Here is a 16,080-nt window from a genome sequence, read left to right as displayed (position 1 = left end):
AAGCGATAAGAAAGGAAACTGATATGGGAGAAAAGAAAGGTTTTTTCAGCCGGCTTGTCGAAGGACTGACCAAGACAAGAGATAATATTGTATCCGGAATTGATTCGGTATTTCACGGTTTTTCTAAAATTGATGATGAATTTTACGAGGAACTGGAAGAAATTCTGATTATGGGTGATCTGGGCGTTAAGGCTACCGAGTCGATTCTGGATGATCTGCGTGAAAAAGTAAAGGCAAACCATGTGAAAGAGCCTGCAGAATGCAAACAGCTTCTGATCGACAGCATCAAACAGCAGATGCAGGTCGGTGAGACGGCATACCGCTTTGAAGAAGAGACATCCGTTGTCCTTGTGATCGGAGTCAATGGTGTGGGAAAGACCACAACCGTCGGAAAACTTGCAGGTAAACTGAAGGAGCAGGGAAAAAAGGTTGTGATTGCCGGTGCGGATACTTTCCGTGCAGCAGCAGGAGATCAGCTCAAAGAGTGGGCGGACCGTTCGGGAGTTGACATGATTGGCGGAACGGAAGGCGCAGATCCGGGATCTGTGGTTTATGATGCAACGGCTGCAGCAAAGGCCAGAAATGCAGATGTGCTTCTGGTCGATACGGCAGGACGTCTGCACAACAAGAAAAATCTGATGAATGAGCTTGGAAAAATTAACAAGATTCTCGAAAAAGAGTATCCACAGGCGTATCGGGAGACGCTGGTTGTGCTGGATGCGACAACCGGACAGAATGCGCTGGTTCAGGCAAAGGAATTTTCCGATGTGGCAAAGATTTCCGGAATTGTGCTGACAAAGATGGATGGAACAGCCAAGGGAGGAATTGCGGTGGCAATTCAGGCGGAACTTGGAGTGCCGGTCAAATATATCGGCGTGGGAGAGACCATGGATGACCTCCAGAAATTTGACCCGGATGAATTTGTGAATGCATTGTTTGACGTAAAAAATAAGGAGGACAACGATGAAGATGCTGACGCTAGATAAATTTGAAGAAGCAAGTGAAAAAGTAAAAGAGGTTACTCTGGAGACAAAACTTGTATACAGTGATTACTTAAGTGACCAGACAGGCAATAAAGTATATTTAAAGCCGGAGAATATGCAGTTTACCGGTGCATACAAAGTAAGGGGTGCTTATTATAAAATCAGCACGCTCTCAGAGGAAGAACGTCAGAGAGGACTGATTACAGCATCTGCCGGAAACCATGCGCAGGGAGTGGCATATGCCGCAAAGTGCTACGGCTGTAAGGCGGTAATTGTAATGCCAACCACCACGCCTCTGATCAAGGTGAATCGTACCAAGAGTTACGGTGCGGAAGTTGTGTTGTACGGAGATGTATATGATGAGGCATGTGCACATGCACTGGAGCTGGCAGAAAAAAAAGGATATACCTTTATTCATCCGTTCGATGATCTGGCAGTGGCAACCGGTCAGGGAACCATTGCAATGGAGATCTTTAAGGAACTTCCGCTGGTAGAGTACATTCTTGTTCCGATTGGGGGAGGCGGACTGGCAACCGGTGTATCCACACTTGCAAAGCTGCTCAATCCAAAGATTAAGGTGATCGGTGTGGAGCCGGCTGGTGCAAACTGTATGCAGGCTTCATTTGCAGCCGGAAAAGTGACAACGCTTCCGACAGTAAATACAATCGCCGACGGTACTGCCGTAAAGACACCGGGAAGCAAAATTTTCCCATATATCCAGAAAAATCTGGATGACATTATCACGGTAACGGATGATGAACTGATCGTAAGTTTTCTGGATATGGTGGAAAACCACAAGATGATTGTAGAAAATTCCGGACTGCTTACGGTAGCGGCATTAAAGCATTTGGATGTTAAGGACAAGCGGGTGGTATCCATCTTAAGCGGTGGAAACATGGACGTAATCACAATGTCTTCCGTGGTACAGCAGGGACTGATTTTCCGTGACCGTATCTTTACCGTTTCGGTATTGCTTCCGGATAAGCCGGGAGAACTGGCGAAAGTTTCCGAGACACTGGCAAAAGAGCAGGGAAATGTCATCAAACTCGAACACAATCAGTTTGTTTCCACGAACCGGAATGCCGCAGTTGAACTTCGGATTACATTGGAGTGTTTTGGTACCGATCACAAGAAGCAGATTATCAAGGCGCTGGAAAAGGCCGGATATAAGCCAAAGATCGTAAGAACCATGATTTAAAAATAAATTACAAGGTGTCAAGAAAAAATACTTGACACCTTGTTTTCTTTATGGTAAAGTATCCAAGGTGATTGATGTGGAAGAAAAGTTACAACAGGCTTATTTATATGATTTTTATGGCGAGTTACTGAATGAACATCAGCGCCGGATCTATGAGGACTTCGTGTTCAATGATCTTTCTCTCGGTGAGATTGCCGGGGAGGAGGGGATTACCAGACAGGGCGTGGCAGATATGATCAAACGCTGTGGAAAGAAGCTTTCGGATTATGAAAAGAAACTTCATCTGGTAGAGAAGTTCTTATCTGTGAAGCAGGATGTGGAGGAAATTCACAGACTGGCAGAACAGTTTCATCAAACAAAAGATGAACAGATCGTAGAACAGATCGCAACGATTTCAAATCAGATTTTGGAGGAGCTGTAGTATGGCATTTGACAGTCTTTCTGAAAAATTGCAGAATGTATTTAAGAATCTTCGCAGCAAGGGCAGATTGACAGAGGACGATGTCAAGACAGCACTGAAAGAAGTCAAGATGGCACTGCTTGAGGCAGATGTAAATTTCCGTGTGGTCAAGAAGTTTGTAAAAGATGTGCAGGAACGGGCAATCGGACAGGATGTGATGAGCGGTCTCAATCCGGGACAGATGGTCATCAAGATCGTAAACGAAGAGATGGTTAAGCTCATGGGCTCCGAGACAACCGAGATTGCGTTCCGGCCGGGAAAAGAACTGACCGTCATTATGATGGTAGGTCTGCAGGGTGCCGGTAAAACAACTACCACGGCAAAGATCGCAGGCAAATTAAAGACCAAAGGGAAAAAGACACTGCTGGCAGCCTGTGATGTGTATCGTCCGGCTGCAATTGAACAGTTGCAGATCAATGGAGAAAAGCAGGGCGTGGAAGTATTTTCCATGGGAAATAAAAACAAACCTGCGGATATCGCCAAAGCAGCCGTGGAACATGCAAAGAAAGAAGACTGCAATGTTCTGATCATTGATACGGCAGGTCGTCTGCATGTCGATGAAGAGATGATGGATGAGCTTGTGGAGATCAAAGAAGCGGTGGATGTATTCCAGACCATTCTCGTTGTTGATGCAATGACCGGTCAGGATGCGGTAAATGTTGCTTCGACATTTAATGACAAGATAGGAATCGATGGTGTTGTTCTGACAAAGCTCGATGGAGATACCCGGGGCGGTGCAGCTCTTTCCATCCGCGCAGTGACAGGAAAACCGATTCTGTACGCAGGTATGGGGGAGAAACTTTCGGATCTGGAACAGTTTTATCCGGATCGTATGGCATCCCGAATCCTTGGTATGGGTGATGTGCTTACCATGATTGAGAAAGCACAGGAGAATCTCGACGAGGAAAAAGCCAAAGAACTTGAGCAGAAGATGCGCAAGAATGAATTTGACTTTGAAATGTATTTAGAGTCCATGAGTCAGATGAAAAAGATGGGCGGTTTGTCCAGTCTGATGGGCATGATGCCGGGACTTGGACTCGGCGGTGGAAAGATGCCGGAGATTGATACGGACGAAGCGGAGAAAAACATGCGGAGAATAGAGGCAATTATTCGTTCCATGACACCGCAGGAACGTAAAAATCCGAATCTGCTCAATCCAAGCAGAAAGAACCGCATTGCAAGAGGTGCGGGTGTACAGGTGGCAGAAGTCAACCGTCTGGTCAAGCAGTTTGAGCAGACAAAGAAAATGATGAAACAGATGCCCGGCATGATGGGCGGCAAACGTGGTAAAAGAGGAATGTTCAAAGGACTTCCCTTTTAAATAAAAAACAAAACCTATGAGGAGGTGAAATCATGGCAGTAAAGATCAGATTAAGAAGAATGGGACAGAAGAAGGCTCCTTTCTATAGAATCGTAGTTGCAGATTCCCGCTCACCAAGAGACGGAAGATGCATCGAAGAGATCGGAACATATGATCCAACAAAGGATCCTAGCGAGTATCACGTAGATGCTGAGCTGGCTAAGAAGTGGTTATCTACAGGCGCACAGCCAACAGAGACCGTTAACAGAATCTTCAAGGCAGCTGGTATCGAGAAATAATTCCGAAGGGTGGATGTAATTAATGAAAGAATTAGTTGAAGTAATTGCAAAGTCACTCGTTGATTTCCCGGATGAAGTTGTTGTGACGGAGTCTGAGAATGAAAAAGGAACTCTGCTGGAACTTAGGGTTGCACAGTCCGATATGGGCAAAGTAATCGGAAAGCAGGGACGCATTGCGAAAGCAATCCGTGCGGTTGTGAAAGCAGCGGCATCCAAAGAAGACAAAAAAGTTATTGTGGAAATCATGCAATAACATAACGGTAGGATATACTGTAAATGAAAGCGGTACATCTCTGATGTATCACAGGCGATACATCAGAGATGTACCGCATTAAGCACCCCGCAGCTGCGAGGTGCTTGTTTTTCTATGAAACAAATTCGTGAGAGAATCTGCACAATAGGAGATTTTATGGAAGATTTATTTCAGGTGGGAGTGATTACGGCTCCTCACGGGGTACGTGGAGAGGTGAAAGTGTTTCCTACCACGGATGATAATGCCCGGTTTAAAAATTTGAAAACAGTCCTCCTTGATCAGGGTCGGGGAACCAGAGAACTTGAAATCGAAGGTGTTAAGTTCTTTAAAAATATGGTGATCCTGAAATTCAAGGGGATAGATGATAGAAATGACGTGGAGAGAATGCGGCAGGCAAAGCTGCTTGTTACCAGGGAAAATGCAGTGGAATTAGGAAAAGACGAGTATTTTATTGCAGATCTGATCGGAATACAGGTGGTTTCGGATGAAGGAGAAGAACTTGGAACAATCTCCGATGTATTGCAGACCGGTGCCAATGATGTCTATGTTGTGAGTAAAGACGGCGCAAAAGATCTGCTCATTCCGGCAATCCATGCGTGTATCCAGAACGTGGATGTGGCTGCGGGACAGATGGAAGTACATCTGCTGCCGGGACTGCGTTAAACGGAGGGTGGACAATGAAGTTTCATGTTTTGACACTTTTTCCGGATATGGTGATGCAGGGGCTTATGACAAGCATCACAGGGAGAGCCGTACAACAGAAAAAAATAGATATTGATGCGGTGAATATTCGTGATTATACGCAGGATAAGCATGGCAGGGTGGATGATTATCCTTACGGCGGCGGTGCAGGGATGCTCATGCAGGCACAGCCGGTATATGATGCATGTCAGAGTGTTATGGAAAAGATACCGCAGAATAAGAAAAAGCGGGTGATTTATGTAACCCCGCAGGGAATTCCTTTTACACAGGCAAAAGCACGGGAACTGGCGGCACAGGATGAGCTGCTTTTGTTATGCGGGCATTACGAGGGCATTGATGAGCGCGTGCTTGAGGAAGTGGTCACAGATTACATTTCCATCGGTGATTATGTACTGACGGGCGGAGAGCTGGCAGCCATGGTGATTGTCGATGCAGTGGCACGCCTGGTTCCGGGTGTGCTTGGAAATGAACAGTCGGCCCTGACCGAATCTTTCCACGGAGAGCTTTTGGAACATCCGCAATATTCCAGACCGGATGTGTGGCACGGGAAAAAGGTGCCGGAGGTGCTGCTTTCCGGAAACCAGAAACACATAGATGCATGGAAAAAGGAACAGTCCATCCTGCGTACAAAGGAACGCAGGCCGGATCTGTATGCCCGCTATGTGCGGCTGCAGGAATGCAGACAACTGCTTATGAAACAGAAACTGTTGCACATCGATATGATTGAACTGATCAATCGTGGACGCGCACAACTGTTGTATTTCGGACAGGGACAGATATTGCTCAAAGATATGGAATACGAGATCTATTTTCATGCATGTGTTGATCCGTCAAGACTTCCGGATATCCGTACATGGACGCTTCCGGTTGAAAAAATACCGCTGGCGGTTTTGCATCAGGAGGAAATGATTCCTTATTTTCAAAAGAGATACGGACTTAATCAGGAGTGCGAATGTTATCAGGCTGTGTACACCAGACATGAAAAGCTTCCGGTGCGCGGGTTATACCGGCCGGATCTGACGCGTGAGGATGGATTGTCGATGCGCAGATTACAACGAGAAGATTTTCCACAGGTGATTTCCTTTTATCACGGCTGCTGTGATGAGGACTACCTGCGGTCGAGGATACAGGATGGTATGCTTGTGGGGGCTTTTTATGACGAAAAGCTTGCCGGATTTATCGGGCAGCATTGTGAGGGAAGTATCGGAATGCTTATGGTAGCACCAAAATTCCAGCGCAGACACATTGCCATGACGCTCGAAACGTATGCAGCAAACTGTATGCTCGAACAGGGAAAAATTCCGTTTGCACAGATTATCACGGACAACGAAAAATCCAAGGGATTGCAGGAAAAAGAGGGATTTTGCCTGTCGCGTGACAAAATTTTCTGGATGTGCGAAAAATGATGAAAAAGGACTTGATTTTTCGGAATGAGTATGCTAAAGTTTATAATTGTTGCGGTGTAATTATTCGGTAATATTACGGAACGGATAGTTACAAATGTGAATAGAAGTGACGGTCCTCTGGCACCGATAGATGGAGTTTAAGAACGTCAAAATAATCAGGAGGTCACAAAATGAACGCGAGTGAAATTATCAAGAACATTGAGGCAGAGCAGTTAAAGGCTGAAGCACCACAGTTTTCCGTAGGTGATACTGTAAAGGTATACGGAAAGATCAAAGAGGGAAACCGTGAGCGTATTCAGGTATTCGAAGGAACTGTTATTAAGAAGCAGGGTGGAAGCAACCGTACCACTTTCACTGTAAGAAAGATTTCAAACGGTGTAGGTGTTGAGAAGACATGGCCTTTACATTCTCCAAACGTTGAGAAGGTAGAGATCGTTCGTAAAGGTAAAGTACGTCGTGCAAAACTTTACTACTTAAGAGACCGTGTCGGCAAAGCTGCAAAGGTAAAAGAGTTAGTAAAATAATTTGCTTCATGGAAGGGATGCCACAGAATGCGGCATCCCTTTTTTCTAACTTGAATTAAAGAGGTGGAAAAGTGAAAAGAAGAAGCGGACTGAATTTCAGCAGAAGAAGAAAAAAGTTTAATGTGCCCCTGTTTAAAGAAATTATGACCTGGGTATTAGAATGTGCCATTGTAATTGCCATTGCATATGCACTGGTCAGTTCTTTTGGTTTTCGGACGACAGTTGTGGGAAATGCCATGCAGGATACCTTACAGAGCGAGGAACAGATTTTTGTCAATCGCTTTGTCTATATGGTACGCGCGCCAAAGCAGGGCGATGTCGTCGTTTTTTTGCCGAATGGAAATGAAAAATCCCATTATTATGTCCGGAGGGTCATTGCCTGTCCGGGGGATACGGTACAGATCAAAAATGGGAAAGTATATATTAATGGAGAACTTTACAAGGAAGATATTGTTTCTGCTTCCATCGAAGATCCCGGTGTGGCAGCAGATGAAGTGAAACTTGGGGATGACGAATATTTTGTTCTCGGGGATAATCGAAACAGCAGTGAGGACAGCCGTATGGCAAATATCGGAAATGTGAAAAAAGATTATATAATTGGAAAAGCGTGGTTCCATTTTAAGGGATTTGGAAAGATGGGACTGATCGATTAAGCGGGCTGATTTAGGAAATGAGGAAAAAGAGATGAATTTTCAATGGTATCCCGGTCATATGACCAAAGCAAAACGACAGATGCAGGAAGACATCAAACTGATAGATCTGGTGATCGAACTGGTAGATGCCCGGATCCCGCTCAGCAGCAGAAATCCGGATATTGACGAACTTGGAAAAAACAAATATCGTCTGATTTTAATGAATAAAGCGGACCTGGCGGACCGCAAGGCAACCGAGCAGTGGTCTGCTTTTTTCAAAAAGAAAGGATATTATGTGGTAAGCCTTGACGCGCGAAGCAAAAACGGAATGAAATCCATTACCGATATTATTATGGAAGCCTGTAAGGAAAAAATGGAGAGGGACCGTAAGCGCGGAATCAAAAACCGGCCGGTCCGTGCCATGGTTGTTGGAATTCCAAATGTCGGAAAATCCACATTTATCAATTCGTATGCGGGAAAAGCGTGTGCAAAGACCGGAAACAAGCCGGGTGTAACGAAGGGAAAACAGTGGATACGTCTGAGCAAAAGTGTAGAGCTTTTGGATACTCCGGGAATTCTCTGGCCGAAATTTGAGGATCAGAAAGTTGGACTTCGTCTGGCGCTGATCGGTTCCATCCGGGATGAGATCTTAAATACGGATGAACTTGCGGTAGAGCTGATCCGTTTCCTGAAAACACAGTATCCGGGAATCCTGACAGAACGTTATGAAGTCGAAGAAACACAAAAGGAGACCGAACTTTTATGCGGGATTGCAGAAAACAGGAAATGTATCACGAAAGGCGGGGAACTCGATTACAGCAAAGCGGCAGCACTTCTGATTGATGAATTCCGGAGCGGAAAACTCGGAAAAGTTACGCTGGAGTGGCCAAAGGAGCAGGAAAATGGCTGAAAAAATTGATGCGATTAAAGAGGAACTGACAGCAACACCGACGGAAGCACTGGAGGCGTTTGTGGAAAAATATGCGTCGGATTCCCGCACCGGTGTGCAGAAACTGGTGGATACCGCAAAAAAACGCATGGATAAGCTACAGAAGGAAATGATCCGCACGGAAAATTTAAAGAAATATGAAAAAGAGTACGATACATATACATATATCTGTGGGATCGATGAGGTAGGACGGGGACCGCTTGCGGGACCGGTCGTGGCAGGAGCTGTGATTCTGCCGAAGGATTGTGATATATTATATATTAATGATTCCAAAAAACTTTCAGCGGCAAAAAGAGAAGAACTGTATGATATCATCATGGAGCAGGCAGTGGCAACCGGACTTGGCACGATCGGTCCGGACAGGATTGATGAGATCAATATTCTGCAGGCAACGTATGAGGCAATGCGGCAGGCGATTGCACAGTTATCTCCGCAGCCGGATCTGCTGCTTAATGATGCAGTGACGATTCCGAAAGTGACAATTCCGCAGGTACCGATTATCAAGGGAGATGCAAAGAGCATTTCCATCGGTGCGGCATCGATCATTGCCAAGGTGACCAGGGACCGGATGATGGTATACTATGATTCGATTTATCCGGAGTATGGTTTTGCTTCCAATAAAGGATATGGAAGCGCGGAACATATTGCAGCACTCAAAAAGTATGGACCGACACCGATTCACAGAAGAACCTTTATTAAGAATTTTGTATCATAAGATAATTATTCAAAATCACAAAGGGGGCTGTTCGGATGCAGATTTCAGATTTGGTAAAACAGTATCATCAGGCGATCTCATCAGGTGCGGAGACGCTGACCGGGACGAAAGGTGTGGAAAATCTTGTGGCCTCTCTGCGGTCTCTGACAAAAGGAAATATTTTTGAGGGGACGGTCACTTCCGTTAAAAATGGCCGCGTGACGCTTTCTCTTTCCGGAGGGCAGCAGGTGATGGCACGGCTGGACGGAAAGATTTCCCTTATGGAAGGGGAATCCATGTTTTTCCAGGTAAAGTCCAACGATGGCACGCAGATTGCCATCCGGCCGTTTGCAATTGACGGGGCAGGCGCAAATTATACGCTGATGCAGGCGCTTTCCGCAGCGGGACTTTCCGCACAGCCGGAGTATTTGTCCATGGTTGACCGGATGATGGAAGAACAGATGCCGATTGACCGGGAGAGTCTGCAGCAGATGGCACGGCTGGTCAATGCAAATCCGCGGATTGATGTACAGACGCTGGTACAGATGCAAAAGCTTGGAATACCGATTACTGTAGAAAATGCCTCCCAGTTTGAAAATTATATGAATGACAGTCAGGCGATTACACGGGAACTGGATGCACTGATTGAGCAGTTTCCACAGAGTCTGACCGGAACGGAAGGCGCACCAGTAAAGACAGAGACCATGCGTCAGCTTGGAAATGAGTTGTTGCAGATTCTGACAGACGGGCTGGAAGAAGTACCGCAGCAGATACAAAGTCCGGAACCGGATATGGCATACAACCTGGATGGTCTGAATTATGAAAGCGTGCAGACAGATACCGCAGAAACGCAGATGCAGACGGAGGCTGCACCGGAGACTGCCACGGAAACCGTGCAGGAACATCCGGAAATTTTGTCGCAGCAGGAAGGTCAGGCTGCAGCGGAGGAGAAAGGCGTGGCCGGACAGCAGGAAGCCGAAACGATGGAAACTGTTTCCGGAAAAACAACTTATACCGGGCAGATGTCGCAGACTCCACATACACTGGGAGCTGTACTTTCACAGGAACAGCTGCAGCATTTAAACCGGATGATCGGAGATATTCTCGGAAAGCCGCAGAGTGCATATAACGCAAATAGCGGTACGGTAGAAGTGTTAAAGGATCTGCAGCAGCTGTGCAAAGATCCGTTGCCGTTGGAACGGGAACATCTCGGAAAGCTGTTTTCTTCCAAGGAATTCCAGGCACTTGTCCGGGATACGGCAGAACAGCAGTGGATGGCGAAACCAGGGGATCTCAAAGAGGGCGATTATGTCGGGAGGCTGTATGAGCGTCTGAACAGTCAGATGGAAAAAATTGAGTCAGCACTCAAAAATGCGGGACAGGAGCATACCGCTTTCTCACAGATGGCGGGAGAGATCCACAGCAATGTAGAATTTATGAATCAGGTGAACCAGATGTACACATACGCACAGATTCCACTCAAAATGTCGGGGCAGCATGCAAGCGGCGAACTGTTTGTGTATACCAACAAAAAGGCACTGGCACAGGGAGAAAAGGATCTGACTGCTTTTTTGCATCTGGATCTGGATCATCTGGGAAGTACGGATGTTTCGGTCCGGATGAGAGGACGTGAAGTAAGTACGCGTTTTTATCTGGACAATGACACTGCATATGCATTGCTGGAAAAAAATTATCCGGTGCTGGAAGCGAGGCTGGAAAAAAAGGGATATCACTGTAAGATCGACGTGGTAAATGAAGAAAAACATGTAAATTTTGTGGACGATTTTCTGAAGATGGATCAGCCGGCGGCGACACAGCTGCACCGGTATTCCTTTGATATGAGGGCATAAAATGGAAAATAATAATTTTAAACCCTTTCCTTTTGAGCAGTTAAAACAAAAGAAAGAACCGGAGAAAACGGCAGTGGCGATTGCCTATGAGCCGGGCGAAAAAGCACCAAAGATACTGGCAACCGGAAAGGGGCAGGTAGCCGAAAAAATTATTGAAAAAGCAAAAGAGAGTCAGGTTCCGACTTACAAAGACAATAAACTTGCGTCTACTCTTTCCAAATTGCAGATCGGGGACATGATTCCGCCGGAGCTGTATGAGGTGGTTGCGGAGATTCTTGTTTTTGTGGATGATATGGATCGTATGAAGGCAAAGATTGATCAGGCAGGGGTTAAATAAAATTTGAATAAACGTACAATTGGAACAGAATATGAGACCATGGCAGCCCGGTATTTGTGCACACATGATTACACAATTCTTGCACGCAATTACCGGACACCATTTGGAGAGGTGGATCTTATTGCACAAAAGGACGGGGTACTTGTATACGTTGAAGTAAAATACCGGAGCAGCAATGATTACGGAGATCCGTTAGAGGCGGTAGACCGGAGAAAGCAGCGCCAGATCTGTAAGGTTGCAAATTATCATTATGCAGGATATGCAGCAGGGCAGGAGATGGACTGCCGTTTTGATGTGATTGGAATTTATGGGGACGGAAGTATCCGGCACATCCCAAATGCATTTTATTTTCAGAGGTGACAGACATGGACAGAGAGGATTTTCAGTGGAAAAATAAAGAGCATATACTGGAACTGGAACAGTTTCAGGGCAAAAAGGGACAGGGGCTTCCGCTTTTGTATTTTCCCCTTCTTTTGGCACATACGGGCGTAAAGAACTGTTTTACCACCAGAGAGGGTGGATGCAGCACCGGGATGTTCCGGAGCCTGAATCTGAGTTTTACACGTGGAGATAATCCACAGGCAGTGACGGAAAACTACCGCAGGGTGGCAGAGGCGATGGGAGGAACGCTTTCAGATATCGTCTGTTCGGATCAGACCCATACGACAAATGTCCGGCGGGTGGATAGAAGCTGCGGGGGCTATGGTGTGACAAAGGAGCGGTCTTACACGGATGTGGACGGGCTGGTGACGGATGAACCGGGACTGATTCTGGCAACTTTTTACGCTGACTGTGTACCACTTTATTTTGTAGATCCCATACACCATGCGATCGGACTTTCCCATTCCGGGTGGAGAGGAACGGTCGGACGCATGGGGCAGCATACCATCGAGGTGATGCGCAGGGAATTTCATAGTGACCCCGGAGAAATTCTTGCCGCCGTCGGACCGTCCATCTGTCAGGACTGTTATGAAGTAAGTGAAGATGTGGCATCTGCCTTTGCAAAAGAGTTTTCCGGTCATGAGTGTGAGATCCTGATCGAAAAGGGCGGTGGAAAATATCAGCTGGATCTGTGGAAAAGTAATGAGATTGTGTTGCGGGATGCAGGAATCCTTCCGGAACATCTGGCGGTAACGAATCTTTGTACCTGCTGTAATCCGAATCTGCTTTTTTCCCATAGGGCAAGCCATGGAAAACGCGGAAATCTGGGAGCATTTTTAAAACTTGTGTAACAAATTAAGAAATCCTTAAGAATGTATTTCAAAGATGTTAAATTACTCGGGGAAGATTTATGGTACACTGACTGTATTGAGGAAAGATAGGAGGATGCTCTTTGATGCAGCCAGATTGCAGAGATATCAAACCGGTCTATGAGCAGATCACGGACGGGATTCGAAAAATGATCATAACGCATGCGATACCGGAGGGAGAAAAACTTCCGTCAGTGAGGGAACTGGCTTCAAAATTTGCCGTAAATCCCAATGCTGTAAGGAATGCTTATCAGGAGCTGGAACAGGAAGGGTATGTCTGTGACCGGGAAGGCGAACGGATGGCGGCATCGGAAAAGCAGATTGCGGAACTGATCCGCAAAGAGCTGCTGCAGGAGTTCGACACGGTGGTAATCAGACTGCAGAATATGTCGGTAGGGACAGAGGAATTGACAGGACGTATGTGGAAACTGGCAGGAGGAAGCAAAGACTTTGATTGAAGTAAATAATCTGATAAAGAAATTTGGGGATTTCCGTGCGCTCGACGGGGTAAATATGCATGTGGCGTCTGGAAACATATATGGGCTTGTGGGACCAAACGGTGCCGGGAAATCAACCCTGATCCGTCATCTGACAGGTGTATACCGGCAGGATGCCGGAGAAATTTTTATTGACGGGGTTCCGGTATATGAAAATAAACAGGTAAAGGCTCAAATGGCTTATATACCGGATGAGCCGTTTTATTTTTTACAGGCGGATACACTGGAAATGATGCGTTATTTCCGGGGAATGTACGAGTCCTTTGACGAAAAGATGTTTTATCGCCTGCAGGAGTTTTTCCCGGGAATTGATATGAAACGCAATATCCGCAGACTGTCCAGGGGAATGCAAAAACAGGTTGCATTCTGGCTGGCACTCTGTTGCAGACCGAAACTTCTGATTCTGGATGAACCACTGGATGGCCTTGATCCGGTTATGCGGAAACAGATCTGGACGATCCTGATGTCCGAGGTTGCAGAGCGCAGGACGACCGTACTGGTTTCTTCCCATAATCTGCGCGAACTGGAGGATGTCTGTGATCATGTGGGCATTATGAATCACGGAAAGGTTATAATTGAGCGTTCCCTGTTTGATTTACATGGAAACATCAGTAAAATCCAGGTGGCATGCCAGACCGGTATGCCGAAACTCCCAAAAGAATTTGAGGTATTGCATATGTCAAATTCCGGGCGTGTATATACAATGATTGTCAAGGGAAATCCCAGGGAGGTTGCGGCAGCCATCCAGACAGAGGGAGATCATCTGGCTATTGTGGACATTCTGCCACTTACACTGGAAGAAATTTTTATTTATGAAATGGGAGGTTTGGGCTATGAAGTCAAAGACATCCTTTTTTAACCGTACGGTTTTTAAAAAAAATGTGACCCTGTACTGGCCGATCTGGGTATGCTATCTGTTATATGGGATGGTAAAAGTGCCGGGGCAGCTGTGGTCGCGTCTGCAGCAACAGACGGACATGACTGCTTATGCCAGGGATTATGCATTGTACAACAGTCTGCGTCTGGAAGTGGATGTGGTCGCAATTGCAATTATGGCAGTCGTCTGTGGGATGGCGTTGTTTGGCTATCTGTTTACCCAGAAGAATGCGTATATGATCCATGCACTGCCGGTTACAAGGGGGGAACTGTATGTGACGAATATGATCAGTGGCCTTTGTTTTTTATTGATTCCGCAGGCACTGGTTTTTCTGGTAACGGTGGTTCTTTGTCTTTTGAAAGGCATTGCGAGTGTGCAGTTTCTGGGATTGTGGTTTTTAAGTGTTATGGGAATTGCTTTTTTCCTTTATGCAACGGTGTGTTTTTGTGTCATGTTTACCGGACAGCTGTTTGCACTTCCGGTGTACTTTCTGGCGGTTAACTATGTAGCATTTGCATTTTCCAGTGGGGCACGTTATGTCATCGGATATCTGGGATATGGACTTGGCATGGATACTGTGCCGGAATTTTTAATTTTGCGGATTCTTTCCCCGATGAATTATCTGTACAACAATGTGCGTTTTGTATTCCGGCAGTCCTATAACCAGGAAACAGACCTGATGTCGGGGGTGTTGTCCTACCGGGGACTGCGGGTACTTGCGGCCTATGTGGCTGCAGCAGTTGTCATTTATCTGATTGCTTATTACTGTTATAAAAAACGCAGGATTGAAAGTGCAGGGGATCTGATTTCTTTTAACTGGGTCAAACCATTGTTCCGCTGGGGCGTGGGAACCGGAGTCGGTTATTTTGCAGGCGTCTTTGCGGCAGAATTTTTAGATTCCGTGCATCTGCATGTAAAAAAACCAATGCTGCTTGTTCTTGTGGTGGCATTTGGTTTTGTCAGTTTTTTTATTGCACAGATGTTTGTGGAAAAAGGATTTCGCGTATTTTGCCGCAGGAGATTCTGTGAGAGCGGGTTATTTGTGCTGTTTGTGCTGGGCAGTTTCTGTGGATGCTCAAAAAATGCCACCTATCTGGAACAGTATGTCCCGGATGCAGATCAGGTAAGCCGGGTGGAAGTTTCTCTTGATTATCCGGTAGAATATAAAGGGGATAGCGTTCGTGTGGCACGTCAGGCACAGAAAGAAATTTTAAGTCATGCGGAAATTTACAGGGAAAATAAAACGGATGACAGTACACAGATCATTTTTTATTACTACCTGAAAAATGGAAAAACGCTCTCGCGTACATATGAGATTACAGAGGAAAATGAAAAGCTTTCAGAAGTATTATTTGGAGAAGAAAATAAAGCAGATCATTTTATGGAATATCTCTTTGGAACGGATTATGACAAAATTTCAAAGTTTAATACCGGAACCCTGACATTAGACGAATCATCGGAAAATTATAAGGATTGTGACTTTGATGCGGATACTGCAAAAAAACTGTATCAGGCGATTTGTGAAGACGCCGCAGATCAGAAGCTGCAAAAGTACAATCTGACGAATGCACTGAAAGATCCGGAAGAAACAGGGGAGTACTCTTCTGCCAGTCTCAGCATGGATTTTTATCACGTATCTGCAGACTGGAAAAATGTATATGACCGGCTCGATGATTACTACACGAATATGGGCGAATCTGTGGAAACATCCAGACCATATGGCGGATCAGCATATGTCAGCTTCGGGAAAGACTGTACCAATATCATAAATACCCTGATAGAATGCGGGGTCATTGACGATGTTTCGGAAATTCATTTTTTAAGTTCCGGAGAGAAAACATCACAGAGATGAAATCAGCAGGACTTTAC

19 protein-coding genes are annotated in these 16,080 nt (G+C 45.8%); all 19 read left to right on the top strand.

Annotated features, from left to right (window positions below):
- The first annotated feature begins 23 nt into the window (after positions 1 to 23).
- The 19 genes from ftsY to DXD06_RS07320 all read left to right on the top strand — a co-directional run bounded on the left by ftsY (position 24) and on the right by DXD06_RS07320 (position 16,063).
- The gene (gene ftsY / locus DXD06_RS07410) at positions 24 to 986 is read left to right on the top strand and encodes a signal recognition particle-docking protein FtsY (protein ID WP_117831215.1); all 963 of its coding nucleotides are present in this window, start codon (positions 24 to 26) and stop codon (positions 984 to 986) included.
- Positions 970 to 2,181 (top strand): threonine ammonia-lyase, encoded by a 1,212-nt coding sequence (ilvA, locus tag DXD06_RS07405; RefSeq protein WP_117831236.1) that lies wholly within the window; start codon positions 970 to 972, stop codon positions 2,179 to 2,181. Before ftsY ends, ilvA begins: the two co-directional genes overlap by 17 nt.
- A 76-nt stretch (positions 2,182 to 2,257) precedes the next feature.
- Positions 2,258 to 2,602, top strand: coding sequence for a YlxM family DNA-binding protein (ylxM, locus tag DXD06_RS07400; protein ID WP_055068549.1), 345 nt, complete (start codon positions 2,258 to 2,260; stop codon positions 2,600 to 2,602).
- Position 2,603: 1 nt separating this feature from the next.
- On the top strand, positions 2,604 to 3,962 hold the full coding sequence (gene ffh, locus DXD06_RS07395) for a signal recognition particle protein (protein ID WP_117831214.1): 1,359 nt from the start codon (positions 2,604 to 2,606) through the stop codon (positions 3,960 to 3,962).
- 32 nt (positions 3,963 to 3,994) lie between these two features.
- Complete coding sequence (rpsP, locus tag DXD06_RS07390; protein WP_022045095.1) at positions 3,995 to 4,240, top strand: 30S ribosomal protein S16; 246 nt, start codon at positions 3,995 to 3,997, stop codon at positions 4,238 to 4,240.
- 22 nt (positions 4,241 to 4,262) lie between these two features.
- Positions 4,263 to 4,493 carry a KH domain-containing protein gene (locus DXD06_RS07385; RefSeq protein ID WP_022045096.1) on the top strand — a complete coding sequence of 77 codons (231 nt, stop codon included), beginning with the start codon at positions 4,263 to 4,265 and terminating at the stop codon, positions 4,491 to 4,493.
- Between the two features lie 156 nt (positions 4,494 to 4,649).
- Positions 4,650 to 5,156, top strand: a complete 507-nt coding sequence (gene rimM, locus DXD06_RS07380) for a ribosome maturation factor RimM (protein ID WP_022045097.1) — start codon at positions 4,650 to 4,652, stop codon at positions 5,154 to 5,156.
- Positions 5,157 to 5,170: 14 nt separating this feature from the next.
- Entirely contained in the window at positions 5,171 to 6,601 is a 1,431-nt protein-coding gene (gene trmD / locus DXD06_RS17810; RefSeq protein WP_117831213.1) for a tRNA (guanosine(37)-N1)-methyltransferase TrmD, read from the top strand.
- Positions 6,602 to 6,771: 170 nt separating this feature from the next.
- Positions 6,772 to 7,125, top strand: coding sequence for a 50S ribosomal protein L19 (gene rplS, locus DXD06_RS07370; protein WP_022045099.1), 354 nt, complete (start codon positions 6,772 to 6,774; stop codon positions 7,123 to 7,125).
- 71 nt (positions 7,126 to 7,196) lie between these two features.
- Complete coding sequence (lepB, locus tag DXD06_RS07365) at positions 7,197 to 7,778, top strand: signal peptidase I (RefSeq protein ID WP_022045100.1); 582 nt, start codon at positions 7,197 to 7,199, stop codon at positions 7,776 to 7,778.
- 31 nt (positions 7,779 to 7,809) lie between these two features.
- Positions 7,810 to 8,667, top strand: coding sequence for a ribosome biogenesis GTPase YlqF (gene ylqF / locus DXD06_RS07360; RefSeq protein ID WP_022045101.1), 858 nt, complete (start codon positions 7,810 to 7,812; stop codon positions 8,665 to 8,667).
- A complete protein-coding gene (locus DXD06_RS07355; RefSeq protein ID WP_055262144.1) occupies positions 8,660 to 9,421 on the top strand; it encodes a ribonuclease HII in 762 nt (253 codons plus the stop codon). The genes ylqF and DXD06_RS07355 overlap by 8 nt, the downstream gene beginning before the upstream one ends.
- Before the next feature lie 35 nt (positions 9,422 to 9,456).
- Positions 9,457 to 11,250 (top strand): flagellar hook-length control protein FliK, encoded by a 1,794-nt coding sequence (gene fliK, locus DXD06_RS07350; protein WP_117831212.1) that lies wholly within the window; start codon positions 9,457 to 9,459, stop codon positions 11,248 to 11,250.
- Between the two features lies 1 nt (position 11,251).
- Positions 11,252 to 11,587, top strand: coding sequence for an EscU/YscU/HrcU family type III secretion system export apparatus switch protein (locus DXD06_RS07345; protein ID WP_055068466.1), 336 nt, complete (start codon positions 11,252 to 11,254; stop codon positions 11,585 to 11,587).
- A 3-nt stretch (positions 11,588 to 11,590) separates the two neighbouring features.
- On the top strand, positions 11,591 to 11,947 hold the full coding sequence (locus DXD06_RS07340; protein ID WP_022045105.1) for a YraN family protein: 357 nt from the start codon (positions 11,591 to 11,593) through the stop codon (positions 11,945 to 11,947).
- A gap of 5 nt (positions 11,948 to 11,952) precedes the next feature.
- On the top strand, positions 11,953 to 12,819 hold the full coding sequence (pgeF, locus tag DXD06_RS07335; RefSeq protein ID WP_117831211.1) for a peptidoglycan editing factor PgeF: 867 nt from the start codon (positions 11,953 to 11,955) through the stop codon (positions 12,817 to 12,819).
- Positions 12,820 to 12,923: 104 nt separating this feature from the next.
- Entirely contained in the window at positions 12,924 to 13,295 is a 372-nt protein-coding gene (locus DXD06_RS07330) for a GntR family transcriptional regulator (RefSeq protein ID WP_243000920.1), read from the top strand.
- On the top strand, positions 13,288 to 14,193 hold the full coding sequence (locus DXD06_RS07325) for an ABC transporter ATP-binding protein (RefSeq protein ID WP_117831209.1): 906 nt from the start codon (positions 13,288 to 13,290) through the stop codon (positions 14,191 to 14,193). Before DXD06_RS07330 ends, DXD06_RS07325 begins: the two co-directional genes overlap by 8 nt.
- Positions 14,168 to 16,063, top strand: coding sequence for a hypothetical protein (locus tag DXD06_RS07320; protein ID WP_117831208.1), 1,896 nt, complete (start codon positions 14,168 to 14,170; stop codon positions 16,061 to 16,063). The genes DXD06_RS07325 and DXD06_RS07320 overlap by 26 nt, the downstream gene beginning before the upstream one ends.
- The last annotated feature ends 17 nt before the right edge of the window (positions 16,064 to 16,080 follow it).

Source organism: Roseburia sp. TF10-5 (assembly GCF_003462365.1).
Lineage (GTDB): Bacteria > Bacillota > Clostridia > Lachnospirales > Lachnospiraceae > Roseburia > Roseburia faecis.
Note: the sequence above shows the minus strand (reverse complement) of the source record. Positions and strands in the feature narration are given on the sequence as shown.